The sequence below is a fragment of the Micromonospora sp. NPDC049102 genome (assembly GCF_043197485.1).
Taxonomy (GTDB): domain Bacteria; phylum Actinomycetota; class Actinomycetes; order Mycobacteriales; family Micromonosporaceae; genus Micromonospora.
The window spans coordinates 42,790-63,839 of sequence record NZ_JBICTE010000037.1; the positions used below are offsets into that span (position 1 = coordinate 42,790).

Consider the following 21,050-nt stretch of genomic DNA (forward strand, 5'->3'; position numbering starts at 1 on the left):
CGTTGCCCCGAAGTCTCAATCGCTGGTTCAACGATACGGTCGATGCAATGACCACTCTTCTCGACCTGCTCGCCGGCTCGCCGGACCTGCTCGCGCTCGGCGAGCCGACGCATGGTGAGTCCGGCTTCCTCCAGGTCCGCAACGACACCCTTCTGACGCTCGCCGACCATGGCTACCGCTCCGTCGCCCTGGAGAGCGACCGGGCCGCCGGACTGCTCGCCGACGAGTTCGTGCAGGGCGCGGCCGTGCCGCTCGACCGCGCGCTCGCCGAGGGGTTCAGTCACGACTTCGGCAGCGCGCCGGCCAACCGCGACCTGTTGCTGCGCATGCGCGAGTGGAACGCCGGACGCCCCGCCGACCAACGACTGCGGTTCCACGGTTTCGACGCGCCGCTGGAGATCGAGGGGGCACCGAGCCCGCGCCGGCACCTGACGCGGGTGTGCGACTTCCTCGACCTCGACTGGTCGGCCGAGATCGACGAACTGGTCGGGGACGAGGCCCGGTGGAGCGATTCGGCCGCCGTCTGGGAGCCGGGCCGCTCGGTCGGACGCTCGGCGGACGCCCAGCGGCTGCGGGTCCTCGCCGACGACCTGCTGACCGAGCTGTACCTCCAGGCGCACCGGCGGTCCGCGGGCTGGCAGGCGGCACACGTCCACGCCACGTCGGCGGTCGCCCTGCTGCGCTACCACGCCGCGGCCGCGGCCCCGCTGGACAACCAGGACCGGTTCGCGCGCCTGGCCGGCGTCCGGGACGCGCTGATGGCCGAGAACCTGCTCGCGATCCGGGCGGTCGAGGCACACCGTGGACCGACGCTGGTCTTCGCGCACAACACGCACCTCCAGCGGCATCCGAGCACCATGACGATGGGCACGACGACGGTGTCGTGGGCGGGCGCCGGCGCGATCGTCGGGGCGTTGCTGGGCGAGCGGTACGCGGTGGTCGCCGGCAGCCTCGGCGTGAGCCCGGCGCTCGGCATCGGCGCGCCCGCCCCGTCGACGTACGAGGGCCGGCTCCAGCGCAAGGGCGACCTCCCCGGGTACGTCCCGGCGGCCGACATCGCACCGGCCGAGCGCCGTACGCACGACTACCGCTACTTCCCGCTGGACCAGGCCACCATCGACAACGCCGATGCGGTGCTGCACATCCCCAGCGGCGTCGACGCGACAGTGCTCGCCGACCGGATCGCCGCGCTGCCCGACGTCGAGCAGGTGGTGGCGGGCGCGGATAACGGATCACCCGAGGGCGCGTGGGGCGACCGCTTCTTCTACGTCGGCGCGGACCGCCGCCAACCGTTCGCGACCATCGTGGAGCACGACGTGCCGGGCTTCGACGAGGCCGGGCAGCTCGACCGCCCCGGTGTCTTCCGCCTCAACCTGGACCTGGGCCGGGCCGAGTTCGCGAAGGTGTTCGGCTTCGCGCCGAAGGCGTTCGAGGAGCACCGGGACGCCTTCGACTTCGCGCGGCTGGACACGCTCACACCGCATCCGGGCTACGCGCTGTACGGCTTCGCCAGCATCGTGATGCCGGGTCCGCAGCTGCTGCCCGAGGTCGATCGGCTGCTCGCGGTCGCACACGGACGGGCGGTCGACCGCCACGAGCGCGCGACGCGTCGGGCGGCCGACGAGCGGAGCTGAACCCGGGCGGCCGTGCCGCGGACCGGGCTCGCGCAGGTCGTGGGGACCGTCCGGCGCGGGCCCGGGTCAGGCGGCAGCTTCCGGCTCGCGCAGGTCGAGCCAGTCCGCCCAGCGCGGGTCCGGAGCGCGGTGCCCGAGGACCCGCCACGCGGTGCCCTTCGGCGCGGTCGGCAGGGCGTGCAGCCGCCAGCCCAGCTCGGCAGGGGTCTTGTCACCCTTGGTGTGGTTGCACCGTGCGCACGCGGCGACCACGTTCTCCCAGGCGTGCCGGCCACCCCGGCTGCGCGGGAAGACGTGGTCGATGGTCTCGGCCGGCCCCCGGCAGTAGGCGCACCGCCAGCCGTCCCGGGCGAAGATCGCGCGGCGGGACAGCCCGACGTGGGTGCGGTAGGGCACCCGGACGAAGCGGGTCAGCCGCACGACCGACGGCACCGGCAGGGCGTCCCTGGCGCTGTGCAGGATGCCGTCGCCGTCGGCGACACAGACAGCCTTGGCGGAGAGGACGAGGATCGCGGCGCGACGCACGGACACGACGCACAGGGGCTCGTAGGTGGCGTTGAGAACCAGCGCGCCGGAGCCCACCGTGGGTCGTATGTCAGGCATCGCGTCACCCTCCCGGTTCAGCGGCTGCTGCGAACCTGCCGCCGACCGGAGTTGGGCACGAGGGCCCGCACCGTCGACGCCCGTTCGATCACCGACGTCCGTTGCGCCAATAGTCCCTGATCGGACCCCGGATTGCACGCACTAATCCCGGGTCGGATATGAAGCTCTTTCCCGCACCTGTCACGATGGCCGGTTCGCCCCGGTCCGAGCCGGCGCTCGGACGCATCTCACCCGGCTGGTGGGTCGGCGGCGGCCGGTCCGAGGTCTTGCGGTACGAAGGCAGGGTGAGTGCCGCCAGCGTGACGCCCCTTGCCCTGTCCGACGCCGTATCGGTGAACTGCCAGGGCAGCACCTCCTGCGAGTTCCTCTACCGCATGACCAGGTCCGAATGGTTCGCCGAGGGCAGCTACTGGATCCTGCTCAAGCCACTGCGGGTCGTGCTGATCCTGGCGCTGGCGATGGTGGCCCGCTGGGCGCTGCACCGGACGATCGACCGGCTGGTCCGGACGACCACCGACGGCGCGGTGCCGACGATGCTGCGACCGCTGCGCGAGCGGGTGCCCACCTCCGCGGTCGACCCGACCGAGTTCGTGCCGGAGCGGCGACGACAGCGGGCCGAGGCGATCGGTTCGGTGCTGCGCAGCCTGACCACGGCGTTCGTCTTCGGCATCGCGCTGTTGATGATCCTGCGCGAGTTCAGCTTCGACCTGGCGCCGCTGCTGGCCAGCGCCGGCATCGCCGGTGTCGCGTTGGGCTTCGGCGCGCAGAGTCTGGTCAAGGACCTGATCGCCGGGCTCTTCATGCTCATCGAGGACCAGTACGGCGTGGGCGACAACGTCGACCTGGGCGAGGCGACGGGCGTCGTGGAGTCGGTCGGACTCCGGGTCACCACGGTCCGGGACGGACGCGGCGTGCTCTGGTACATCCGCAACGGCGAGATCATCCGGGTGGGCAACAAGAGCCAGGGTTGGGCCCTGGTGGTGGTGGACCTGCCGATCGGCTTCAGCGGTACGGAGGAGGCCAACGCGGTGCTGCGGACGGCCGCCGCGTCGGTGGCGGTGGACCCGGAACTGTCGCCGGAGATCGTGGAGGCGCCGGAGGTGCTGGGAGTCGAGCAGATGACGGTGGACGGCGCCGTGATCCGCACGGTGGTCAAGACGACCGCCGACGGCCAGTTCGCGGTGGGCCGGGAACTGCGTCGCAGGCTGGCGGAGGCGCTGGAGAACTCGGGCATCACCGCGCAGATCGCCGCTGCCCGCATCTATCCCGGTGTCCCGAGCCGGCCCCTGCCCGACGGCGAGACCGGTCAGGGTGGAGCCACCTGACCTGGCACCCTGGCCGGCAAGACACGGGTCGCGGTCCGCGCGGCCCCTGGAGTATCGTCCGTTCGTTCGGTCGGGGATGCGACGAACGATCCGTTCGCCCTAGCCAGTTGTCCGACGATCGGGCAGAATTCCGAAGCACGCGTTCCAGCTGGAGCGCGGTCACATCCTCGCTGATCCGCAGATCTGACGAGCGTTCCCGGCCCGGCGGCCACAAGCAGCCGCACCCGGGGCCGATGGAGGCGACGGTGCCCGACGAGCGACCTTCCACGGAAGGTCCGGCCACTTTTCGCGAAGTACTTGCCCAACGTGAGTTTCGGGCTGTCTTCACGGCCGGGTCCTTGTCCTGGGTCGGTGACTACGTCGCCAAGGCCGCCGTGACGCTCCTCGTCTACCAGCAGACCAGGTCCGTCGCGCTCTCCGCTGCCGCGTTCGCGGTCAGCTACCTGCCGTGGCTGCTCGGTGGTCCGCTGCTCGCCACGCTTGCCGAGCGGTACCCGTTCCGGCGGGTGATGGTGGCGTGTGACGTCATCCGGATGGCGCTGATGGTGCTCATCGCCCTCCCGGGGCTGCCGATCCCGGTGGTGCTGGTGCTCCTCTTCACCACCACGCTTGCCAACCCGCCGAGCCAGGCGGCGAAGTCCGCGCTGATGCCGCAGATCCTCACCGGAGACCGGCTGGTGGTCGGCCTGTCGTTGAACAGCAGTATCGCGCAGGCCGCGCAGGTCCTCGGCTACCTGTTCGGTGCCGCCGTCGCCTCGATCGACCCGACCGTCGCGCTGCTGTTCAACGCCGCGACCTTCGGCTTCTCGGCGCTGCTGCTGCGCTTCGGCGTCCGGGATCACGCGGTCGCGATGACCACCGCCCACCGCAGCCACCTGCTGCGGGAGACCGCCCAGGGCTTCGGCGTCGTCTTCCGTACGCCGGTGCTGCGGGCCATCGCGGTGCTGGTGTTCAGCGCGATGCTCTTCTCGATCGTCCCGGAGGGGCTGGCCGCCGCCTGGGCCAACGAGGGTGCCCAGAGCCACATGGCCGCCGGTACGGCACAGGCGGTGATCATGATGGCCAGTCCGGTGGGCTTCATCCTCGGCGGACTGCTGGTGAGCCGGCTCTGCGGCCCGGCCCGCCGGCTGTCCCTGATGCGACCGCTCGCGGTGTGCGCCCCGCTGGTGCTGGTGCCGGCGGTGCTCGATCCGCCCCCAGCGGTGGTGGCGTTCCTGGCCGCCCTGTGCGGGTTCGCGGTCGCCGGCATGCTCCCGATGGCCAACGGGCTGTTCGTCCAGGCATTGCCGAACGGGTTCCGGGCTCGTGGGTTCGGCGTGATGGCCACCGGGGTGCAGGTCATCCAGGGGCTCGCGGTGCTGATCACCGGACTGCTCGCCGAACGGTTTCCCCTGCCGCTGGTGGTCGGCCTCTGGAGCGCGGCCGGAGTGCTGCTGATGACTGTCGCCGCCCTGCGTTGGCCGGACAAGCAGACGGTGGACGCGGCGGTAGCGGCCGCCTCGGCGGCCAACCTCGCGCCGACCCGTGTGGCGGGCGGCATCGCCGTCAGCGACAAGGGCGCCGAGCCGCGACCCGCCGAGGGCCGCCGCCGGCACGCGGTGACCTGATCCGCGGCGTGAGCCGGCGCACGGCCTCCGAGTCGGGTCGACGGCCGACGCGCCTGGCAGGATGGAACGGTGAACCCCGCAGGTGAATCCGGCCGTGCCGATGCGTCGATGACCCTCTTCGAAGCGGTCGGCGGCGAACCCACCTTCCGCAGGCTGGTGGACGAGTTCTACGTCGGCGTCGCCAGCGATCCACTGTTGCGACCGATGTATCCGGAGGAAGACCTGGGACCGGCGGCCGACCGGTTGACCCTGTTCCTCATGCAGTACTGGGGTGGGCCCAACACGTACTCCGCGCAGCGCGGGCACCCGCGGCTGCGGATGCGGCACGCCCCGTTCCGGATCGGCGGGGCCGAGCGCGACGCCTGGCTGCGGCACATGCGCCAGGCGGTGGACCGGCTCGACCTGGAACCGCAGCTCGCCGTCGCCCTCTGGGACTACCTGGAGCGGGCCGCGTACTTCATGGTCAACGCCATGGAGGACCCGGCCGAGCGCGCCTGACCGCGCGCGCCCGACGCTCCGGCCGTGGGCTGCCTCAGAGCAGCGCGCCCTCGTCGTGCAGCCAGTCCACGAAGCTGGTGGCCACCGCCGCGCCGCAGTCGAGCATCTCGACCAACAGGGCGTCGTGGGTGCCGGCGCCCAGGGGCACCTGCAACTCGGCGTAGATCGGCAGCTGCCCACGTTCGGTCGGGTCGCCGATGTACGCCTTGCAGAAGCGGCGGGTGTGGTTCCACTCGTTGACCACCCGGTAGGCCCGGTCGGCCCAGTCCGGCGGGACGGTGGCGTGCGGGCGGGCCCGCATCACCAGGATCTCGTCCTCCGGGCCCTCGAGGGTCACCAGCACGGCGTGCCGCTCCCACATGGCCAGCAGGTTGCCGTCGCCGTCGGCCAGGTAACGCACGTCGAGCAGGTCGAGTGCGTCACAGACCCGGCGCAGGCTCACCGGCTCGATGGTGGCCGCCATCTCGGTCAATGCAGGTCTGTCGCTGCCCGGGCAGTCGTCTCCCGGCTGGCGAGGACTCGGCGGCCCGACCCGGACCGCGCTCTCCACTGTGATCCCGCTTCGGGTTTCCGGATCACCGCTGTCGGCGGGACCGGGGCGCCATGACCACCACGGCATCGCTCGTCGCACCTCACTCCCCAGCGGATCCAGCCGCCTACGGTGCGTTGGATCCGAGGATGGACGGTACCCGGACAGCCGGGTTGAAGCACCCCCCCAACAGGCCCACCGGCCCGGAAGAATGAATGAGGGTCATCCGTTCGGACGAGTAGTGAGGGGAGTCACGGCGAGGTCCGTGGCCTTCTGCAACCAGGCCGCTCCATATGGTCCCACCAGGCCCACCCAGCGACCGGCGACACGTACCCGCACTCCCGCATGCCCAGAGGGGCCGGCTGGGTCGTCGACGGCGCCGAGGAAGCCCATCCGGACCAGACCCTGCACCAGCCGCTGCGGCACCTCGACCGCCGGGCCCGGCGGATCGTCCGGTGTGACGACCACGGCCACGTGGTCGAGAAGCGCGTCGCGCAGGGCCCGCTGACCCACCGCGCGGCCCGCCACCCCCTGGGCGCTCGCCGTGCGCAGGGTGCCGGCCGCCGCGTCGGCGATCCGGCGCACCTCGATGCTGGGCAGCACCTCGACGGGCTCGCTGCGCGACGGCGGCAGCGGCCAACGCCACTGCGCGTCCCGGCGCTCCGGCAGCGCCGTACCGCCGCGTCCCAGCTCGGCCAGCAGGTCGGCCGCGCCCACGGTGACGTCTCCGGCGGCGTCGCCGGCCACCGTCGAGGCGACCAGCACCTGCCACGGCAGCCGGGCCCACAGGACGACCCGGCCGGGGGCGCCGGACGGCCGCAGCCGTACCGGCGCCCCCGCGTCCAGCCGCACCAACCGGGCCAGGAAGGCACCCGCGTCGGCCACGCCGGTCAGACCGTGGCCGGACGGCGACGCCGCCACCCGGTCCGCGCCCGGCCGCGTCACGCCCCACCACCCTCCGGCGCGTACGTGAGCAGGAAGTCCCGCTCCTCGACGGTGATCCGCCGGGGCACCTGACGGGTCAGGTCGAACGGCACCAGCACCGAGCGGGCGCGACTGGCCAGCACGTCACAGTCGTACAGCTCGTAGGCGACGGTGAACCGGGACGCCTTGATCTCCTCCACCCACAGCTCGATGCGGACCGTGGGAGCGGCCTCCGCGGTGGCCCGGCCCAGCGCGTAGTCGACCGGGCGCAGGTAGTCGACCTCGTGTCGGCGGATCACCACCCCGTCGGCGAACGAGCCGACTCCCCAGGCCCGGCCGCCGGCGAACATCAACGCCACCCGCGCCTCCTCGTACAGCGTGAGGAAGCGCGAGTTGTTGACGTGGCCGTACGCGTCCAGGTCGGACCAGCGCAGCGTGCAGTGGTAGATGAAGCGGTCAGTCACGGGTCAGCTTGCGGTAGGTCACCCGGTGCGGTCGGGCGGCCTCCGCGCCGAGGCGGTCGATCTTGTTCTTCTCGTACGCCTCGAAGTTGCCCTCGAACCAGAACCACCTGGACGGGTCCTGGTCGTCGCCCTCCCAGGCCAGGATGTGCGTGGCGACCCGGTCCAGGAACATCCGGTCGTGGGAGATCACCACGGCGCAGCCGGGGAACTCCAGCAGCGCGTTCTCCAGGCTGGACAGGGTCTCGACGTCCAGGTCGTTCGTCGGCTCGTCGAGCAGGATGACGTTGCCGCCGATCTTCAGGGTCAGCGCCAGGTTGAGCCGGTTGCGCTCGCCGCCGGAGAGCACCTTGGTCGGCTTCTGCTGGTCCGGGCCCTTGAAGCCGAACGCGGCGATGTACGCCCGCGACGGCATCTCGACCTTGCCCACCATCAGGTAGTCCAGCCCGTCGGAGACGACCTCCCAGACGGTCTTGTCACCGTTGAGGCCCTCGCGGTTCTGGTCGACGTACGACAGCGAGACCGTCTCGCCGACCCGGACCGACCCACTGGTCGGCTCCTCCAGCCCGACGATGGTCTTGAACAGCGTGGTCTTGCCGACGCCGTTGGGGCCGATGATGCCGACGATGCCGTTGCGCGGCAGCGAGAACGACAGGTCGTCGATGAGCACCCGGTCGCCGAAGCCCTTGGTGAGGTGGTTGGCCTCGATCACCGTGCTGCCCAGGCGGGGGCCCGGCGGGATCTGGATCTCCTCGAAGTCCAGCTTGCGGGTCTTCTCCGCCTCGGTGGCCATCTCATCGTACCGGTCGAGGCGTGCCTTCGACTTGGTCTGCCGGGCCTTGGCGTTGGAGCGGACCCACTCCAGTTCCTCGGTGAGGCGCTTCTTCATCTTGGCGTCGCGGCGGCCCTCGACGGCCAGCCGGGCGGCCTTCTTCTCCAGGTAGGTGGAGTAGTTGCCCTCGTACGGGTACGTCCGGCCACGGTCCAGCTCGAGGATCCAGTTGGCCACGTTGTCGAGGAAGTACCGGTCGTGGGTGATCGCCATGACGGTGCCGGCGTACTTGGCCAGGTGCTGCTCCAGCCAGGAGACGCTCTCCGCGTCCAGGTGGTTGGTGGGCTCGTCGAGCAGCAGCAGGTCGGGCGCCTCCAGGAGCAGCTTGCAGAGCGCGACCCGGCGACGCTCACCACCGGAGAGCTGGGTCACGTCGGCGTCCGGCGGCGGGCAGCGCAGCGCGTCCATGGCCAGTTCGAGCTTGGAGTCGACGTCCCAGGCGTCGAGGTGGTCGAGCTCCTCCTGGAGCTTGCCCATCTCCTCCATCAGCTCGTCGGAGTAGTCGGTGGCCATCTGCTCGGCGATCTTGTTGAACCGCTCCAGCTTGGCCTTGGTCTCGGCGACCGCCTCCTCGACGTTGCCGAGCACGGTCTTGGCCTCGTTGAGCGGGGGCTCCTGGGCGAGCATGCCGACGGTGTAGCCGGGCATGAGCCGGGCCTCGCCGTTGCTCGGCTTGTCCAGCCCTGCCATGATCTTGAGAAGGCTGGACTTACCGGCGCCGTTCGGGCCGAGCACACCGATCTTGGCCCCCGGCAGGAAGCTCAACGTGACGTTGTCGAGCACGACCTTGTCGCCGTGCGCCTTGCGCGCCTTTTCCAGAACGTAGATGTACTGGGCCACGGTGCGGGCTACCTCCGTCGGTTTGCTGTCGCCTGAGTGGGCGGCGCGGCGCGGGCTGAGACCTCCGCCCGCCGCCGCCGGCCGGGAGCCGGCCACGCGCACGCCATCGTCAATCCTGACAGGTACGGCGCGCTTCGCCCACATCACCCCGCCCGAGGAGTACGCGGCGAGCCGCCCGCCCCTCGACCGTCGGGCTGTCGACAAGATCACCCTGAGGATTCGCCGACTGCGGGGCGGGTAGGAGACTCCGGCACGGGGGCCCAGACACCGCAGCTACGCTCAGTACGCTCATCGCGGTGGACCCGTCAGTACCCGGAGGTGCCCGATCGTGACCGTCCGTAGCTCCTTTGTCGTAGTGGCGAACCGTCTGCCGGTCGACGAGGTGAGCACACCCGAGGGACGGCAGTGGCGACGCAGCCCCGGCGGGCTCGTCACCGCGCTGCATCCCGTACTCGCCGAGCACCAGGGCACCTGGGTCGGCTGGGCCGGTGGCACCGGCGCGGCGCCCGAGCCGTTCGACCTGGAGGGCATCCGGCTGCACCCGGTCCCGCTGAGCGCCGAGGAGTTGGAGCGCTACTACGAGGGCCAGTCCAACGCGACGATCTGGCCCCTCTACCACGACGCGGTGGAGACACCTGCGTACAAGCGTCGCTGGCGTGAGGCGTACCGCCTGGTGAATGCCCGGTTCGCGGAGGCCGCGGCCGACGTGGCGGCCGAGGGCGCGACGGTCTGGGTACAGGACTACCAGCTCCAGTTGGTACCGGCGATGCTCCGCGAGCTGCGCCCGGACCTGCGGATCGGGTTCTTCCTGCACATCCCGTTCCCGCCGATCGAGCTGTTCATGCAGATGCCGTTCCGCACCGAGTTGCTGCGCGGCCTGCTCGGCGCGGACCTGGTGGGCTTCCAGCAGCGGCTGGCCGCGCAGAACTTCGTCCGGCTGGCCCGGCACCTGCTCGGGCTCCGCTACGAGGGTCAGATGATCCAGGTCGACGGTCGGCAGGTGAAGGCGGGTGCCTTCCCCATCTCCATCGACACGCAGGAGATGGAGCGGATGGCCGCCGACCCGGCGATCCAGGCCCGGGCCAAGCAGATTCGCGCCGAACTGGGCGACCCGAAGACGATCATCCTGGGCGTGGACCGGCTCGACTACACCAAGGGCATCGAATTGCGCCTGAAGGCGTTCCGCGAGTTGCTCGCTGACGGAAAGTTGACAGTTCCGGACGCCGTTATGGTGCAGGTCGCCACGCCGAGCCGCGAGCGCGTCGAGCACTACCAGGCACTTCGCGTCAAGGTCGAGCGCGAGGTTGGTCGGATTAATGGCGAATTCGGCCGAGTCGGCGTGCCTGCCGTGCATTATCTCCATCAGTCGTACAGTCGCAGTGAACTGGCCGCGATGTACGTTGCTGCGGACGTGATGATGGTGACCCCGCTGCGAGACGGCATGAATCTCGTGGCAAAGGAGTACGTCGCATCCCGCGCCGACCAGGGCGGTGCGCTCGTGCTGAGTGAGTTCGCTGGTGCCGCAACGGAGCTGCGCCAGGCATTCCTGTGTAACCCGCACGACCCGGACGCGGTCAAGGACGCCCTGCTCCGGGCCGTGCACGTGGAAAAAAGCGAGGCGCGCCGCCGGATGCGGACAATGCAACGTCACCTGCGTACCCACGACGTGGGGCACTGGGCCAAGTCTTTCCTCTCCGAACTGGGAGTTTCCGAGGCGGAGGCCGCGTGAACACGTCCGTCAACGACGGAACGGCGATCGCCACCGGAGTCATGGACCCGGAGCTGCGATCCGCCATCGGCCGGATCGCCCGGGTGCCACAGCTCCTGATCGCCTGCGACTACGACGGCACACTCGCGCCGATCGTGGAGGACCCCAGCACCGCCGTACCGCTGCCCGAGTCGGTGGCCGCGATCCGCGCGCTCGCCGCGCTGCCGCAGACGAGCGTGGCCGTGGTCTCCGGTCGCGCTCTGCGGGACCTGGCCGCGCTCTCGCGGCTGCCCAGCGAGGTACACCTCGTCGGCAGCCACGGCTCCGAGTTCGACATCGGCTTCGTCGAGCGCCTCTCCCCCGAGCTGGTCGCCGTACGCACCCAGGTGCGCAACGCGCTGCGCGAGATCGCCGCCGAGCACCCGGGTATCCGGCTCGAACGCAAGCCGGCCAGCGTCGCGGTACACACCCGGGGCGTCGATCCACAGGTCGCCGCCGCGGCCATCGAGGCCGTCCGTAACGGCCCGGCCAGCTTCGACGGCGTCACGGTGACCCAGGGCAAGGAGGTCATCGAGCTGTCCGTGGTGGCCACCCACAAGGGCACGGCCGTCGACCAGCTACGGACCCAGCTCTCGGCCAGCGCGGTGCTCTTCATCGGCGACGACGTCACCGACGAGAACGCCTTCGGCAACCTGCACGGACCGGACCTCGGCATCAAGATCGGCCCCGGTGAGACCAGGGCCAGCTTCCGGGTGGCCGAGCCCATCGAGGCCGCCCGCGCGCTGGGGCTGCTCCTGGAGACCCGCCGGCACTGGCTGTTCGGCGAGCGGGCGGTGCCCATCGAGCGGCACTCCATGCTGGCCAACGGTCGTACCGTCGCGCTTCTCACTCCCGACGCGAAGGTCAGCTGGCTCTGCCACCCCAAGCCGGACTCGGCGGCGATCTTCGCCGATCTGGTCGGCGGCAGCCCGGCCGGGCACTTCAGCATCACCCCGGAGCGTGGGGGCATTCCGCTGGGCCAGCGCTACCGCTCCGGCACCATGACCGTCGAGACCCGGTGGTCCGGGCTCACCGTCACCGACTGGCTGGACAAGCCGGCGCGCGAGACGACGCCGGACGGCCCGGCGGTGGTGACCGGCGACTCGACCCTGGTCCGGGTACTCAGCGGCAACGGGCGGGTCCGGGTGGAGTTCGCTCCGCGCCCCGAGTTCGGCCAGGTGGCCGTGCAGTTGCAGCCGGTCGGCGACGGCCTGCTGGTGCTCGGCTCCAACGAACCGGTCGCTCTCTACTCCCCCGGGGTGGAGTGGCAGGTCAACAACGACGGTGGGTACGAGACCGCCAAGGCGGTCGTCGACCTCTCCGCCGCGGGTGGGCAGGTCGTGCTGGAGCTGCGCTTCGGTACGCACAGCCTGGAGCACCACCGGGTGCCGATCCACGAGCGGCAGGCCGCGGCCGAGCAGCCGTGGAAGGACTGGGTGGCCTCGCTGCGGCTGCCGTCCACCTCCCGTGAGCTGGTCGCGCGCAGCGCCCTCACCCTGCGCGGGCTCTGCCACGAGACCACCGGCTCGATCCTCGCCGCGGCCACCACCTCCCTCCCGGAGGAGCTGGGCGGCGTCCGCAACTGGGACTACCGCTACTGCTGGCTGCGCGACGCGGCGCTGACCGCCCGCTCGCTCGTCGACCTCGGTTCCATCGAGGAGGCCGAGGCGTTCCTTCGCTGGGTGGACGGCTGCATCGAGCGCACCGGCGGCCACCCGGAGCGGCTGCACCCGCTCTACACCATCGACGGGTACGAGCTGGGCGCCGAGGCGGTCATCGACACGCTGCCCGGGTACGCCGGCTCCCGGCCGGTCCGGGTCGGCAACCTGGCCAACCACCAGCTCCAGCTCGACGTGTTCGGCCCCATCGCGGATCTGATCGCGGCGGTCGCCGACGCGCGCGGCTCGGTCCGCGACGACGAGTGGCGGGTCCTGGAGAACATGGTCGAGGCGGTCCGCCGCCGTTGGCACGAGCCCGACCACGGCATCTGGGAGGCACGGCTGCCACCCCGGCACCACGTCTTCTCCAAGGTGATGTGCTGGATGACCGTCGACCGGGCGCTGCACGTGGTGCGTCAGCACGGTGGCGAGGACCGGCCCGAGTGGAAGGACCTGCGCGACCGCATCGGCGCCAACGTGCTGGAGCACGGCTGGCACGACGACGTCGAGGCGTACAGCGTCGCGTACGGGGACGAGGACATGGACGCCTCGTCGCTCTGGATCGGCCTCTCCGGCCTGCTCCCGGGTGACGACCCGCGCTTCCTGTCCACGGTCCTGAAGATCGAGGCGGACCTGCGCAGCGGCCCGGTCGTCTACCGGTACCACTGGGACGACGGCCTGCCGGGCCGCGAGGGCGGTTTCCACATCTGCACGGCGTGGCTGATCGAGGCGTACCTGCGCACCGGTCGCCGCACGGACGCCGAGGAGCTGTTCGCGCAGATGGTGCTGACCGCCGGCCCGACCGGGCTGCTCCCGGAGCAGTACGACCCGCTGGCCGAGCGCGGCCTGGGCAACCACCCGCAGGCGTACAGCCACCTCGGTCTGATCCGCTGTGCCCTGCTGCTGGACAACATGCTCAAGCAGTAGATCGACTCGCACGACGATCGGGGCCGGAGGCGCGTACGCCTCCGGCCCCGACTTCGTCTGGTTGTCCGGCCTCAGGTCGCTGAGCGTGACGCCGGCCGGGTGGCAGGGGTGTGGTGGTGGTCCTTTGCTCTGCTTCAACCCAGGAAACATGCGCCGTCCGATATCCGGACACCGGGTGTTGCCTGGGTTGAAGCAGAGCAAAGGACGGACACGCAGTCATCGGGCCCCGGACCGATGAGGGGAATTGTCGGCAATCCGGCCCAGCGCAGCGCGCACCGCAGCGCCACCGCAGCCAGGCTGTCGTCACCCGTCGAGCGCGCCCACCACGTCACCCAGCACGACCACGGCTGGCGGGCGCAGGTCGGCGGCGAGCACCTCCGCGGCCACCGCGTCGAGCGTGGACCGCAGCGTCCGTTGGGCGCCCGTGGTGCCCTCCTGAACGACTGCGGCCGGCGTCTGCGGCGGTCGACCGTGCGCGATCAGGGTGGCCGTGATGGCAGCGAGGTTCTTGAGCCCCATCAGGATCACCAGCGTGCCACGCAGGCCCGCCAGGGCGTCCCAGCGCACCAGCGAGGCCGGCGAGTCGGGCGCCACGTGCCCCGAAACCACGGTGAACTCGTGCGCCACCCCCCGGTGCGTCACCGGGATGCCGGCCGCCGCGGGCGCGGCGATCGAGCTGGTCACCCCGGGCACGACGGTCACCGGCACACCGGCTGCCGCGCACGCCAGCAACTCCTCGCCACCCCGCCCGAAGACATACGGGTCGCCGCCCTTGAGCCGCACGACGCGGGCACCGGCCAGCGCTCGGTCGACAAGGATCTGGTTGATCTCCTCCTGAGCCCGGGACGGGCCGTAGGGGATCTTCGAGGCGTCCACCAGCTCGACGTCGGGGCGCAGCTCGTCCAGGAGCAGACCGGGTACCAGCCGGTCGGCGACCACCACGTCCGCCTCGGTGAGCAGTCGCCAACCTCGCACGGTGATCAGCTCCGGGTCGCCCGGTCCTGCCCCGACGAGAGCCACCCGCCCGCCGGTCGCCCCGGTGTCGGGGTGCGCCTCGGTCGGCCCGGCGTCGCGCACGGCGAGCAGGTCGCGGATGGCGTCGCGGACGGTCATCGCCCGGCGGGGGTCGCCGCCGCCCAGCACCGCCACGGTGACCGGGCCCTGCCGGGTCACCGCCGGCGTCCAGGCCGTGGCAGCGGTCCGGTCGTCGGCCCGGACGCAGAAGATCCGCCGTTCGGCGGCGACGGCGCTCACCGACGCCGCCGCGATCGGGTCGTCGATCGCCACCTGGACCAGCCACGCCCCGTCCATGTCCTCGGGCAGGAACCGACGCGCCACCCACCGCAGCCGACCCGCGTCGACCCGGGCCTGCAACGCCGGGGTCAGCTCCGGTGCCACCAGCAGGACGTCCGCGCCGGCGTCCAGCAGCGCCGGCACCCGCCGGGTGGCGACCGCGCCGCCGCCCACCACGACCACGCGCCGTCCGTCGAGCCGCAGACCGAGGGGGTACGGGCTGGCGCTCACCCTGCACCACCGGACCGTTCGCCAGGCGCGGTCACTTCTCGGCCACGCCTGCGGAGTCGAAGGTGGCCACCTCGTGCAGCACCCGGACGGCGCCGGTGACCACGGGCAGCGCCAGCAGGGCGCCGGTGCCCTCGCCGAGGCGCAATCCCAGGTCGATCAGCGGGTCGAGGCCGAGGTGTCGCAGCGCCACCGTCGCGCCGGGCTCGGCCGAGCGGTGCCCGGCGATCATGGCCGCGACCGCGTCCGGCGCGAAAGCGGCAGCGGCGAGCGCGGCGGACACGGCGATCACGCCGTCCAGCAGAACCGGCGTACGGCGGGCGGCGGCACCGAGGATCAGTCCGGCCAACGCGGCGTGCTCCAGGCCGCCGACGGCGGCGAGGACACCCAGCGGGTCGGCCGGGTCGGGCGTGTGCCGGGCGAGCGCGGCCCGCACCACGGCCACCTTGTGGGCGTACGTCGCATCGTCCACCCCGGTGCCCCGGCCGGTGCTGTCGAGCGGGTCGACGCCGGTGAACGCGGCGATCAGCGCCGCCGCCGGAGTGGTGTTGCCGATGCCCATGTCCCCGGTGAGCAGGATGCCGGCCCCGGCGTCGATCAGCTCGTCGGCGATCCGGATGCCGGTCTGCACCGCCGCCAGCGCCTCGTCCCGGGTGAGCGCGGCGGTCACCGCGAGGTCCCGGGTGCCCCGGCGCACGGAGGCGTTGACCAGCCGGGGCGCGGACGGGTCGCTCGGGGCGGCGGGCTCGGAGACGGGCAGCGGGTGGGCCACCCCGACGTCGACGACGGTGACCGACGCGCCGGCCTGCCGGGCGAACGCGTTGACGACCGCGCCGCCGGCCAAAAAGTTGCCGATCATCTGCGCGGTGACCTCCTGCGGCCACGGGGTGACCCGCTGGGCGTGCACACCGTGGTCGCCCGCGAAGATCGCCACGGCGGCGGGCTCGGGCACCGGCGGCGGGCAGACCCCGGCCAGCCCGGCGAGGCGTACCGACAGGTCCTCCAGCAGGCCCAGCGAGCCGGCCGGCTTGGTCAGTCGGCCGTGCAGCTCGCGGGCAGCGGCCATCGCCGCCTCGTCCGGTGGCCGGATCGCGGACGTCGTGGTCTCCAGCATCATGCCTCCATGATCTCGCGTAGCACCGCGATGAACGCATCGGTGGTGTTTCGGTCGCGTACCGCCACCCGCAGCCAGTCCGGGCCGAGCCCGGGGAAGGTGTCGCCCCGGCGGACGGCCCAGCCCCGGTCACGCAGGGCCTGCCGCACCCGGGTCGCATCGGGCAGACACAGCAGGACGAATGCGCTGGCGGGACGGCCCGCGACGCGTACACCGGGCAGTTCGGCGAGGCGGGCGACCAGGTGGTCGCGGTCGGCGGCGAGTTCGGCGGCGATCGCGCGTTCGGCCTCGACCGCGACGGGGGTGGCGCAGGCCGCGGCGGCGGCCAGCGCGGGCGTGGAGACCGCCCAGAGCGGTTGGACGGCGGCCAGGCGGGACAGCAGGGCCTCAGCACCGAGCAGGTAGCCGATCCGCAGCCCGGCCAGGCCCCAGGTCTTGGTGAGGCTGCGCAGGACGAGCAGGCCGGGCAGATCCCGCCGTTCGGCGAGCGACTCGGGTTCGCCGGTGTACGCGCCGCCGGTGGTGTCGGCGAACGCCTCGTCGACCACCAGCACCCGGCCGGGACGGGCGAGCGCGGCGATGGTCCGGGCGGGGTGCAGCACCGACGTGGGGTTCGTCGGGTTGCCGATCATCACGAGGTCCGCGTCGGCGGGCACCAGGGACCCGTCGAGGCGGAAGCCGTCGGCCGGGTCGAGCCGCACCCGCTCGACCGTGTGCCCGGCGGCCCGCAACGCCGCCTCCGGCTCGGTGAACTGCGGGTGCACCACCACGGGCCGGTGGATGCCGCGCAGCGCCTGGGCGATGAGCACGAATCCCTCGGCGGCGCCGGCGGTGAGCAGTACCTCGTCCGGGGGACGCCGGTGCCGGGCGGCGACGGCGGCGCGGGCCCGCGTCGGGTCCGGATAGCGGGCCAGGTCGGTGAGCGTGGCGGCGATCGGGTCGGCCAGCCAGGCCGGCAGCGGTGCCCGGCGAACGTTGACGGCGAGGTCGACCAACCCCGTGCCGACCTCGGCGTCGCCGTGGTGTGCCAGGTCCGGCTCCGCCCTGGCGTACGACGGCACCCCGCACGGCTGATCACGCATGTCCGCGATCCTGCCGGGAAGGTGGCCGGCGGGACAGTCGATGTCGGCGTAAGCCATGTCACCACCTCGCGGGTTTATGAGTTCTTCTCATGTACGAATCGGAAATGTCATAACTTGGCGACGTGAGCAACCGACCCCTTGCTGCCGCTGGTCGACTCGTCCCTCTTCTCCGCGCCGGGCTCATCGCCGGCATCGTGATCGCCGCCGCCGCGTACCCGCTGGTCGCCTTCACCGGGCTCGGCGCGAAGGCGACCGCCCACGCCACGGAGCAGAAGACCAGGCTGCTGACCAAAGCCCTGCCCGCCGAGACCTCCTACCTGTACGCCCCGGACGGCAAGACCGTGCTGACCATGTTCTACGAGGAGTACCGGCAGTACACGAAGCTGTCGGACATGTCGCCGAACATCCAGCAGGCGATCGTCGCCGCCGAGGACAACCGCTTCTACCAGCACCACGGCGTCGACCCGAAGGGCGTGGCCCGCGCCTTCGTGTCCAACGCCCGCTCTGGCGGCTCCCAGGGTGCCTCGACGTTGACCATGCAGTACGTCCGGATGGCCCTGCGGGACAGCGCCACCACCCCCAAGGAGGTCCAGGAGGCCACCCAGCAGACCAGCCTGCGCAAGGTCAAGGAGATGCGCATGGCGCTGGACCTGGAGAAGGAGATGAGCAAGGAAGACATCATGGAGCGCTACCTGAACTCGGCGTACTTCGGTCACCGGGCGTACGGCATCTACGCCGCCAGCGAGATCTTCTTCTCCAAGACCCCGAAGGACCTCACCCCGGTCGAGGCGGCCACCCTCGCCGGGCTGGTCAAGTCCCCCTCCGAGTACGACCCGGCCGACACCGACCAGAAGGACGCCACCGGGCGGCGCAACTACGTGCTGGACCGGATGAGTCAGCTCGGCTATCTCTCCCCCGACTCGGCCGCCGCCGCCAAGACCGAGCCGATCCGGCTGAAGCTCACCACCCCGCCGAGCGACTGCGCCTCGCTCATCGAGAAGTACCGGAGCTGGGGCTTCGCCTGCGACTACCTGAAGAACTGGTGGAGTTCGCAGCCCGCGTTCGGGGCCAACCGGCTGGAGCGGATGGACAAGCTGCGTCGGGGCGGCTACCGGATCGTGCTCAGCCTCGACCCCAAGGTCCAGGAGGCGGCGGAGAAGAACGTCGGCGCCAAGGAGGGCACCGGCAGCCCATTCGCCAACGGGATCGTGGTCTCCGAGCCGGGAACCGGGCGCGTGAAGGCGATGGCGGTGAACCGGAACTACTCCCTGGACCTGGCCGACAACCCACCCAGCTCCAACCCGGAGGCCGGGCCGAAGGTGAAGGCCAACTATCCGAACACGGTGGCGCCGCTGCTCGGCGGCGGCGACCTGCCGGGCTACCAGGCCGGATCGACGTTCAAGATGTTCCCGATGCTGGCCGCCCTGGACTCCGGGATGACGCTGTCCACCTCGTTCAACGCCCCGTACCGCTACAAGTCGTCCGTCTACGACGGCTGGGCGCCCTCCAACGCCAGCGGCGCGATGACCGGCCAGCAGACCATGTGGTCCGGCTTCGGCAAGTCCGTCAACACGTACTTCGTGTGGCTGGAGGAGAGGGTGGGCGCGGAACGGGCGGTCCGGCTCGCCGAGCAGCTCGGCCTGCGCTGGCGCACCGACGTCGACCGGGAGCAGGCGTCGCCCGGCAAGGCCAACAAGTGGGGCGCGTTCACGCTCGGCGTCTCCGACGCGACCCCGCTGGAGATGGCGAACGCCTACGCGGCCATCGCGGCCGACGGCCGCTACTGCGAGGCCATCCCCGTGCAGGCGATCATGAACCGGGACGGCACCCCGGCCACGTACGCCACCCCCGGCGGCATCCAGCGCGAGGTGGCGAAGCCACGCTGCCGCCAGGTGGTCAGCGCCGACGCCGCCCGCGCGGCGACCGACGCCGCCCGCTGCCCGACCGGGGACACCCCGGCACGCGGGGGCTGCGGCGGCTGGTCGACCGCCGACAGCGTCCGGGGTACGGTCGGCCGCCCGGTCGCCGGCAAGACGGGCACCACCGACAGCACCCGGTCGGCATGGTTCGTCGGGTACACACCGGAACTGGCCGCGGCGAGCTTCATCTCCGACCCGGACAATCCGTTCAACGCGGTCGGCGACGGGCAGTCCCAGATCCCCATCGCGGCGGTGGCGCAGACACTGCGCGACGGCCTGAAGGGCACGCCGACCCGCCAGTTCACGCCACCGTCGGACGCCATCGTCGGGTGACGGCGGAGCCGACGGACCGCCACCTGACCGATCACGCGGGCACCACCGGCGGTGACACCGCCTCGGCTGCCGGCTCACTCACGGCCGCGGCCACCACCCGGGCGGCCGTCGCCGGATGCCCGGCCCAGTGCAGGGCGAGCTGCGAGGCGTGCACGTTGCGCCAGACGAAGCCCTCCGGGGTGCCGCCGTCCCAGCTCCACGCCGGCCGCTGACCGGCGCGCGGGGTGAGCACCGCCCGGTGCTCCTTGTGCCCGACGATCACCGTGCCGTCCGCGGCGACCACGCTGTCGGTCTGGGCGGTCGCCTCCCGGTAGCCCACCACGAGACCGTCGCGGCTCGCCCCGACCGCGTCCAACACACCGCACATCGGCAGCCCGTCCAGCTCCCGGGCTAGCCAGAGCAGGCCGGCACCCTCCGCGACCACGGGCCGGCCGGTACGGGCCAGTTCGGCCACCGCGATGCAGAGCCGGCGGTTGGCCGACAGCTGCTCGGCGTACGTCTCCGGCAGCGCACCGCCGACGACCAGCGCGCGGGTGCCGACGGGCAGCGCCTCGTCGCGCAGCGGATCGACAGTGACCACCTCGGCGCCGGCCGCCGACAGCAACTCCGCGGTCTCCGGGTGGCTGAAGCTGCCACCCGGCCCGCCCGCCACCGCGACCAGCGGACGCTGAGCCGGCACGACCAGCTCGCCGAGCACGTCCCGTGCGGACCAGGCCGCCGCCGGCAGGGGCGGAGCGGAACGGGCCAGCCCGAGCAGGCGTTCCAGGTCGACGGTGGCGGCGACGGCCTCGCCGAGGCGGCGCACGGCACGGACCGCGTCGGCCGAGGAGTCGACCACCGGCGCCACCCCGTGCCGGCGGGACGGCAGCACCGCCGGCAGGTCCTGGCGGCGCAGCGCGCCGTAGACGGGCACGCCCACGTCGTCCAGCGCCTCGCGCAGCATCCCCTCGTGCCGCGACGACGCCACCCGGTTGAGGATCACCCCGCCCAGCCACAACTGCTCGTCGTACGAGCGGAAACCGTGCACCAGGGCGGCGACCGACTGGCCCATCGCGGCCACGTCGACCACCAGCACCACCGGGCTGCGCAGCGCGGCGGCAGCGGCGGCCGTGGACTCCTGCTCGGGACGGCCACCGACCGAGTCGTACAGGCCCATGCTGCCCTGCACGACGGCGAGCCCGGCGCCCGCGGCGCCGTGCGCGACCAGCGGGGCGAGCCGGTCGACGCCGACCAGCCGGGGGTCGATCACCCGGCCGGGCCGACCGGCGGCGAGACCGAGGTACGCGGCGTCGACGTGGTCCGGGCCGAGCTTGAACCCGGCGACGTCGACACCCCGCTCGGCCAGGGCGGCGAGCAGCCCGATCGCCAGCGCGTTCTTTCCGTGCCCGGAGGACGGCGCGCTGAGCACCAGGCGCGGCACGACGGTCATCATCGACTCCTCGCGGGCGGTGGCGGGTACACGACGGACAACCGAGGGGGTCGATCCGTCGGCGTGA

Annotated in this window: 16 protein-coding genes; 7 read left to right on the forward strand and 9 right to left on the reverse strand. The window is 72.1% G+C overall.

Features of this window, described 5'->3' with window-relative positions; all coding sequences use genetic code 11:
• Window positions 1–47: 47 nt before the first annotated feature.
• Window positions 48–1,634: a DUF6194 family protein gene (locus ACGFH9_RS26980; RefSeq protein WP_393224503.1), complete on the forward strand. Its 1,587-nt coding sequence runs from the start codon at window positions 48–50 to the stop codon at window positions 1,632–1,634.
• Between the two features lie 66 nt (window positions 1,635–1,700).
• Here the strand turns inward: ACGFH9_RS26980 and ACGFH9_RS26985 are convergent, their stop codons facing one another.
• Window positions 1,701–2,237: an HNH endonuclease gene (locus tag ACGFH9_RS26985; protein WP_354860605.1), complete on the reverse strand. Its 537-nt coding sequence runs from the start codon at window positions 2,235–2,237 to the stop codon at window positions 1,701–1,703.
• 266 nt (window positions 2,238–2,503) lie between these two features.
• Here ACGFH9_RS26985 and ACGFH9_RS26990 point away from each other — a divergent pair, with 266 nt between their 5' ends.
• From ACGFH9_RS26990 to ACGFH9_RS27000, 3 genes are all read left to right on the forward strand, one after another.
• A complete protein-coding gene (locus tag ACGFH9_RS26990) occupies window positions 2,504–3,562 on the forward strand; it encodes a mechanosensitive ion channel family protein (RefSeq protein WP_393224558.1) in 1,059 nt (352 codons plus the stop codon).
• Window positions 3,563–3,795: 233 nt separating this feature from the next.
• The gene (locus ACGFH9_RS26995; RefSeq protein WP_393224506.1) at window positions 3,796–5,169 is read left to right on the forward strand and encodes an MFS transporter; all 1,374 of its coding nucleotides are present in this window, start codon (window positions 3,796–3,798) and stop codon (window positions 5,167–5,169) included.
• A gap of 69 nt (window positions 5,170–5,238) precedes the next feature.
• Complete coding sequence (locus ACGFH9_RS27000; RefSeq protein ID WP_355241657.1) at window positions 5,239–5,667, forward strand: globin; 429 nt, start codon at window positions 5,239–5,241, stop codon at window positions 5,665–5,667.
• Window positions 5,668–5,701: 34 nt separating this feature from the next.
• Here the strand turns inward: ACGFH9_RS27000 and ACGFH9_RS27005 are convergent, their stop codons facing one another.
• The 4 genes from ACGFH9_RS27005 to ettA form a co-directional block, all read right to left on the reverse strand.
• Complete coding sequence (locus ACGFH9_RS27005; protein WP_393224509.1) at window positions 5,702–6,286, reverse strand: YbjN domain-containing protein; 585 nt, start codon at window positions 6,284–6,286, stop codon at window positions 5,702–5,704.
• 132 nt (window positions 6,287–6,418) lie between these two features.
• The gene (locus ACGFH9_RS27010; protein WP_393224512.1) at window positions 6,419–7,141 is read right to left on the reverse strand and encodes a hypothetical protein; all 723 of its coding nucleotides are present in this window, start codon (window positions 7,139–7,141) and stop codon (window positions 6,419–6,421) included.
• Window positions 7,138–7,584: an acyl-CoA thioesterase gene (locus ACGFH9_RS27015; protein WP_393224515.1), complete on the reverse strand. Its 447-nt coding sequence runs from the start codon at window positions 7,582–7,584 to the stop codon at window positions 7,138–7,140. Before ACGFH9_RS27015 ends, ACGFH9_RS27010 begins: the two co-directional genes overlap by 4 nt.
• Complete coding sequence (gene ettA, locus ACGFH9_RS27020) at window positions 7,577–9,253, reverse strand: energy-dependent translational throttle protein EttA (protein ID WP_393224518.1); 1,677 nt, start codon at window positions 9,251–9,253, stop codon at window positions 7,577–7,579. Before ettA ends, ACGFH9_RS27015 begins: the two co-directional genes overlap by 8 nt.
• A 328-nt stretch (window positions 9,254–9,581) precedes the next feature.
• Between ettA and ACGFH9_RS27025 the strand changes: the two genes are divergently transcribed.
• Together ACGFH9_RS27025 and otsB are read left to right on the forward strand one after the other, a co-directional pair.
• A complete protein-coding gene (locus tag ACGFH9_RS27025) occupies window positions 9,582–10,982 on the forward strand; it encodes a trehalose-6-phosphate synthase (RefSeq protein ID WP_355241672.1) in 1,401 nt (466 codons plus the stop codon).
• Between the two features lie 41 nt (window positions 10,983–11,023).
• Complete coding sequence (gene otsB / locus ACGFH9_RS27030; RefSeq protein WP_393224561.1) at window positions 11,024–13,585, forward strand: trehalose-phosphatase; 2,562 nt, start codon at window positions 11,024–11,026, stop codon at window positions 13,583–13,585.
• A 303-nt stretch (window positions 13,586–13,888) separates the two neighbouring features.
• Here otsB and cobA read toward each other — a convergent pair whose 3' ends face one another.
• The 3 genes from cobA to cobC are packed head-to-tail and all read right to left on the reverse strand — an operon-like array spanning window position 13,889 to window position 17,302.
• Window positions 13,889–15,109, reverse strand: a complete 1,221-nt coding sequence (gene cobA, locus ACGFH9_RS27035) for a uroporphyrinogen-III C-methyltransferase (RefSeq protein WP_393224521.1) — start codon at window positions 15,107–15,109, stop codon at window positions 13,889–13,891.
• A gap of 31 nt (window positions 15,110–15,140) precedes the next feature.
• Window positions 15,141–16,220, reverse strand: coding sequence for a nicotinate-nucleotide--dimethylbenzimidazole phosphoribosyltransferase (cobT, locus tag ACGFH9_RS27040; RefSeq protein WP_393224564.1), 1,080 nt, complete (start codon window positions 16,218–16,220; stop codon window positions 15,141–15,143).
• Entirely contained in the window at window positions 16,220–17,302 is a 1,083-nt protein-coding gene (cobC, locus tag ACGFH9_RS27045; protein ID WP_393224567.1) for an Rv2231c family pyridoxal phosphate-dependent protein CobC, read from the reverse strand. The genes cobT and cobC overlap by 1 nt, the downstream gene beginning before the upstream one ends.
• Window positions 17,303–17,424: 122 nt before the next feature.
• Between cobC and ACGFH9_RS27050 the strand changes: the two genes are divergently transcribed.
• Entirely contained in the window at window positions 17,425–19,554 is a 2,130-nt protein-coding gene (locus ACGFH9_RS27050) for a transglycosylase domain-containing protein (protein ID WP_393224524.1), read from the forward strand.
• 31 nt (window positions 19,555–19,585) lie between these two features.
• On the opposite strand, the gene ACGFH9_RS27055 is transcribed toward ACGFH9_RS27050, so the two are convergent.
• Entirely contained in the window at window positions 19,586–20,983 is a 1,398-nt protein-coding gene (locus tag ACGFH9_RS27055; RefSeq protein ID WP_393224527.1) for a cobyrinate a,c-diamide synthase, read from the reverse strand.
• Window positions 20,984–21,050 lie beyond the last annotated feature (67 nt).

What these genes read in the sequence shown, in the direction of transcription:
- ACGFH9_RS26980 (WP_393224503.1), top strand. Translation starts at nt 48, where the DNA reads ATGACCACTCTTCTCGACCTGCTCGCCGGCTCGCCGGACCTGCTCGCG.
- ACGFH9_RS26985 (WP_354860605.1), bottom strand. Translation starts at nt 2,237, where the DNA reads ATGCCTGACATACGACCCACGGTGGGCTCCGGCGCGCTGGTTCTCAAC.
- ACGFH9_RS26995 (WP_393224506.1), top strand. Translation starts at nt 3,796, where the DNA reads ATGGAGGCGACGGTGCCCGACGAGCGACCTTCCACGGAAGGTCCGGCC.
- ACGFH9_RS27005 (WP_393224509.1), bottom strand. Translation starts at nt 6,286, where the DNA reads ATGCCGTGGTGGTCATGGCGCCCCGGTCCCGCCGACAGCGGTGATCCG.
- otsB (WP_393224561.1), top strand. Translation starts at nt 11,024, where the DNA reads ATGGACCCGGAGCTGCGATCCGCCATCGGCCGGATCGCCCGGGTGCCA.
- cobT (WP_393224564.1), bottom strand. Translation starts at nt 16,220, where the DNA reads ATGCTGGAGACCACGACGTCCGCGATCCGGCCACCGGACGAGGCGGCG.
- cobC (WP_393224567.1), bottom strand. Translation starts at nt 17,302, where the DNA reads ATGCGTGATCAGCCGTGCGGGGTGCCGTCGTACGCCAGGGCGGAGCCG.
- ACGFH9_RS27055 (WP_393224527.1), bottom strand. Translation starts at nt 20,983, where the DNA reads ATGACCGTCGTGCCGCGCCTGGTGCTCAGCGCGCCGTCCTCCGGGCAC.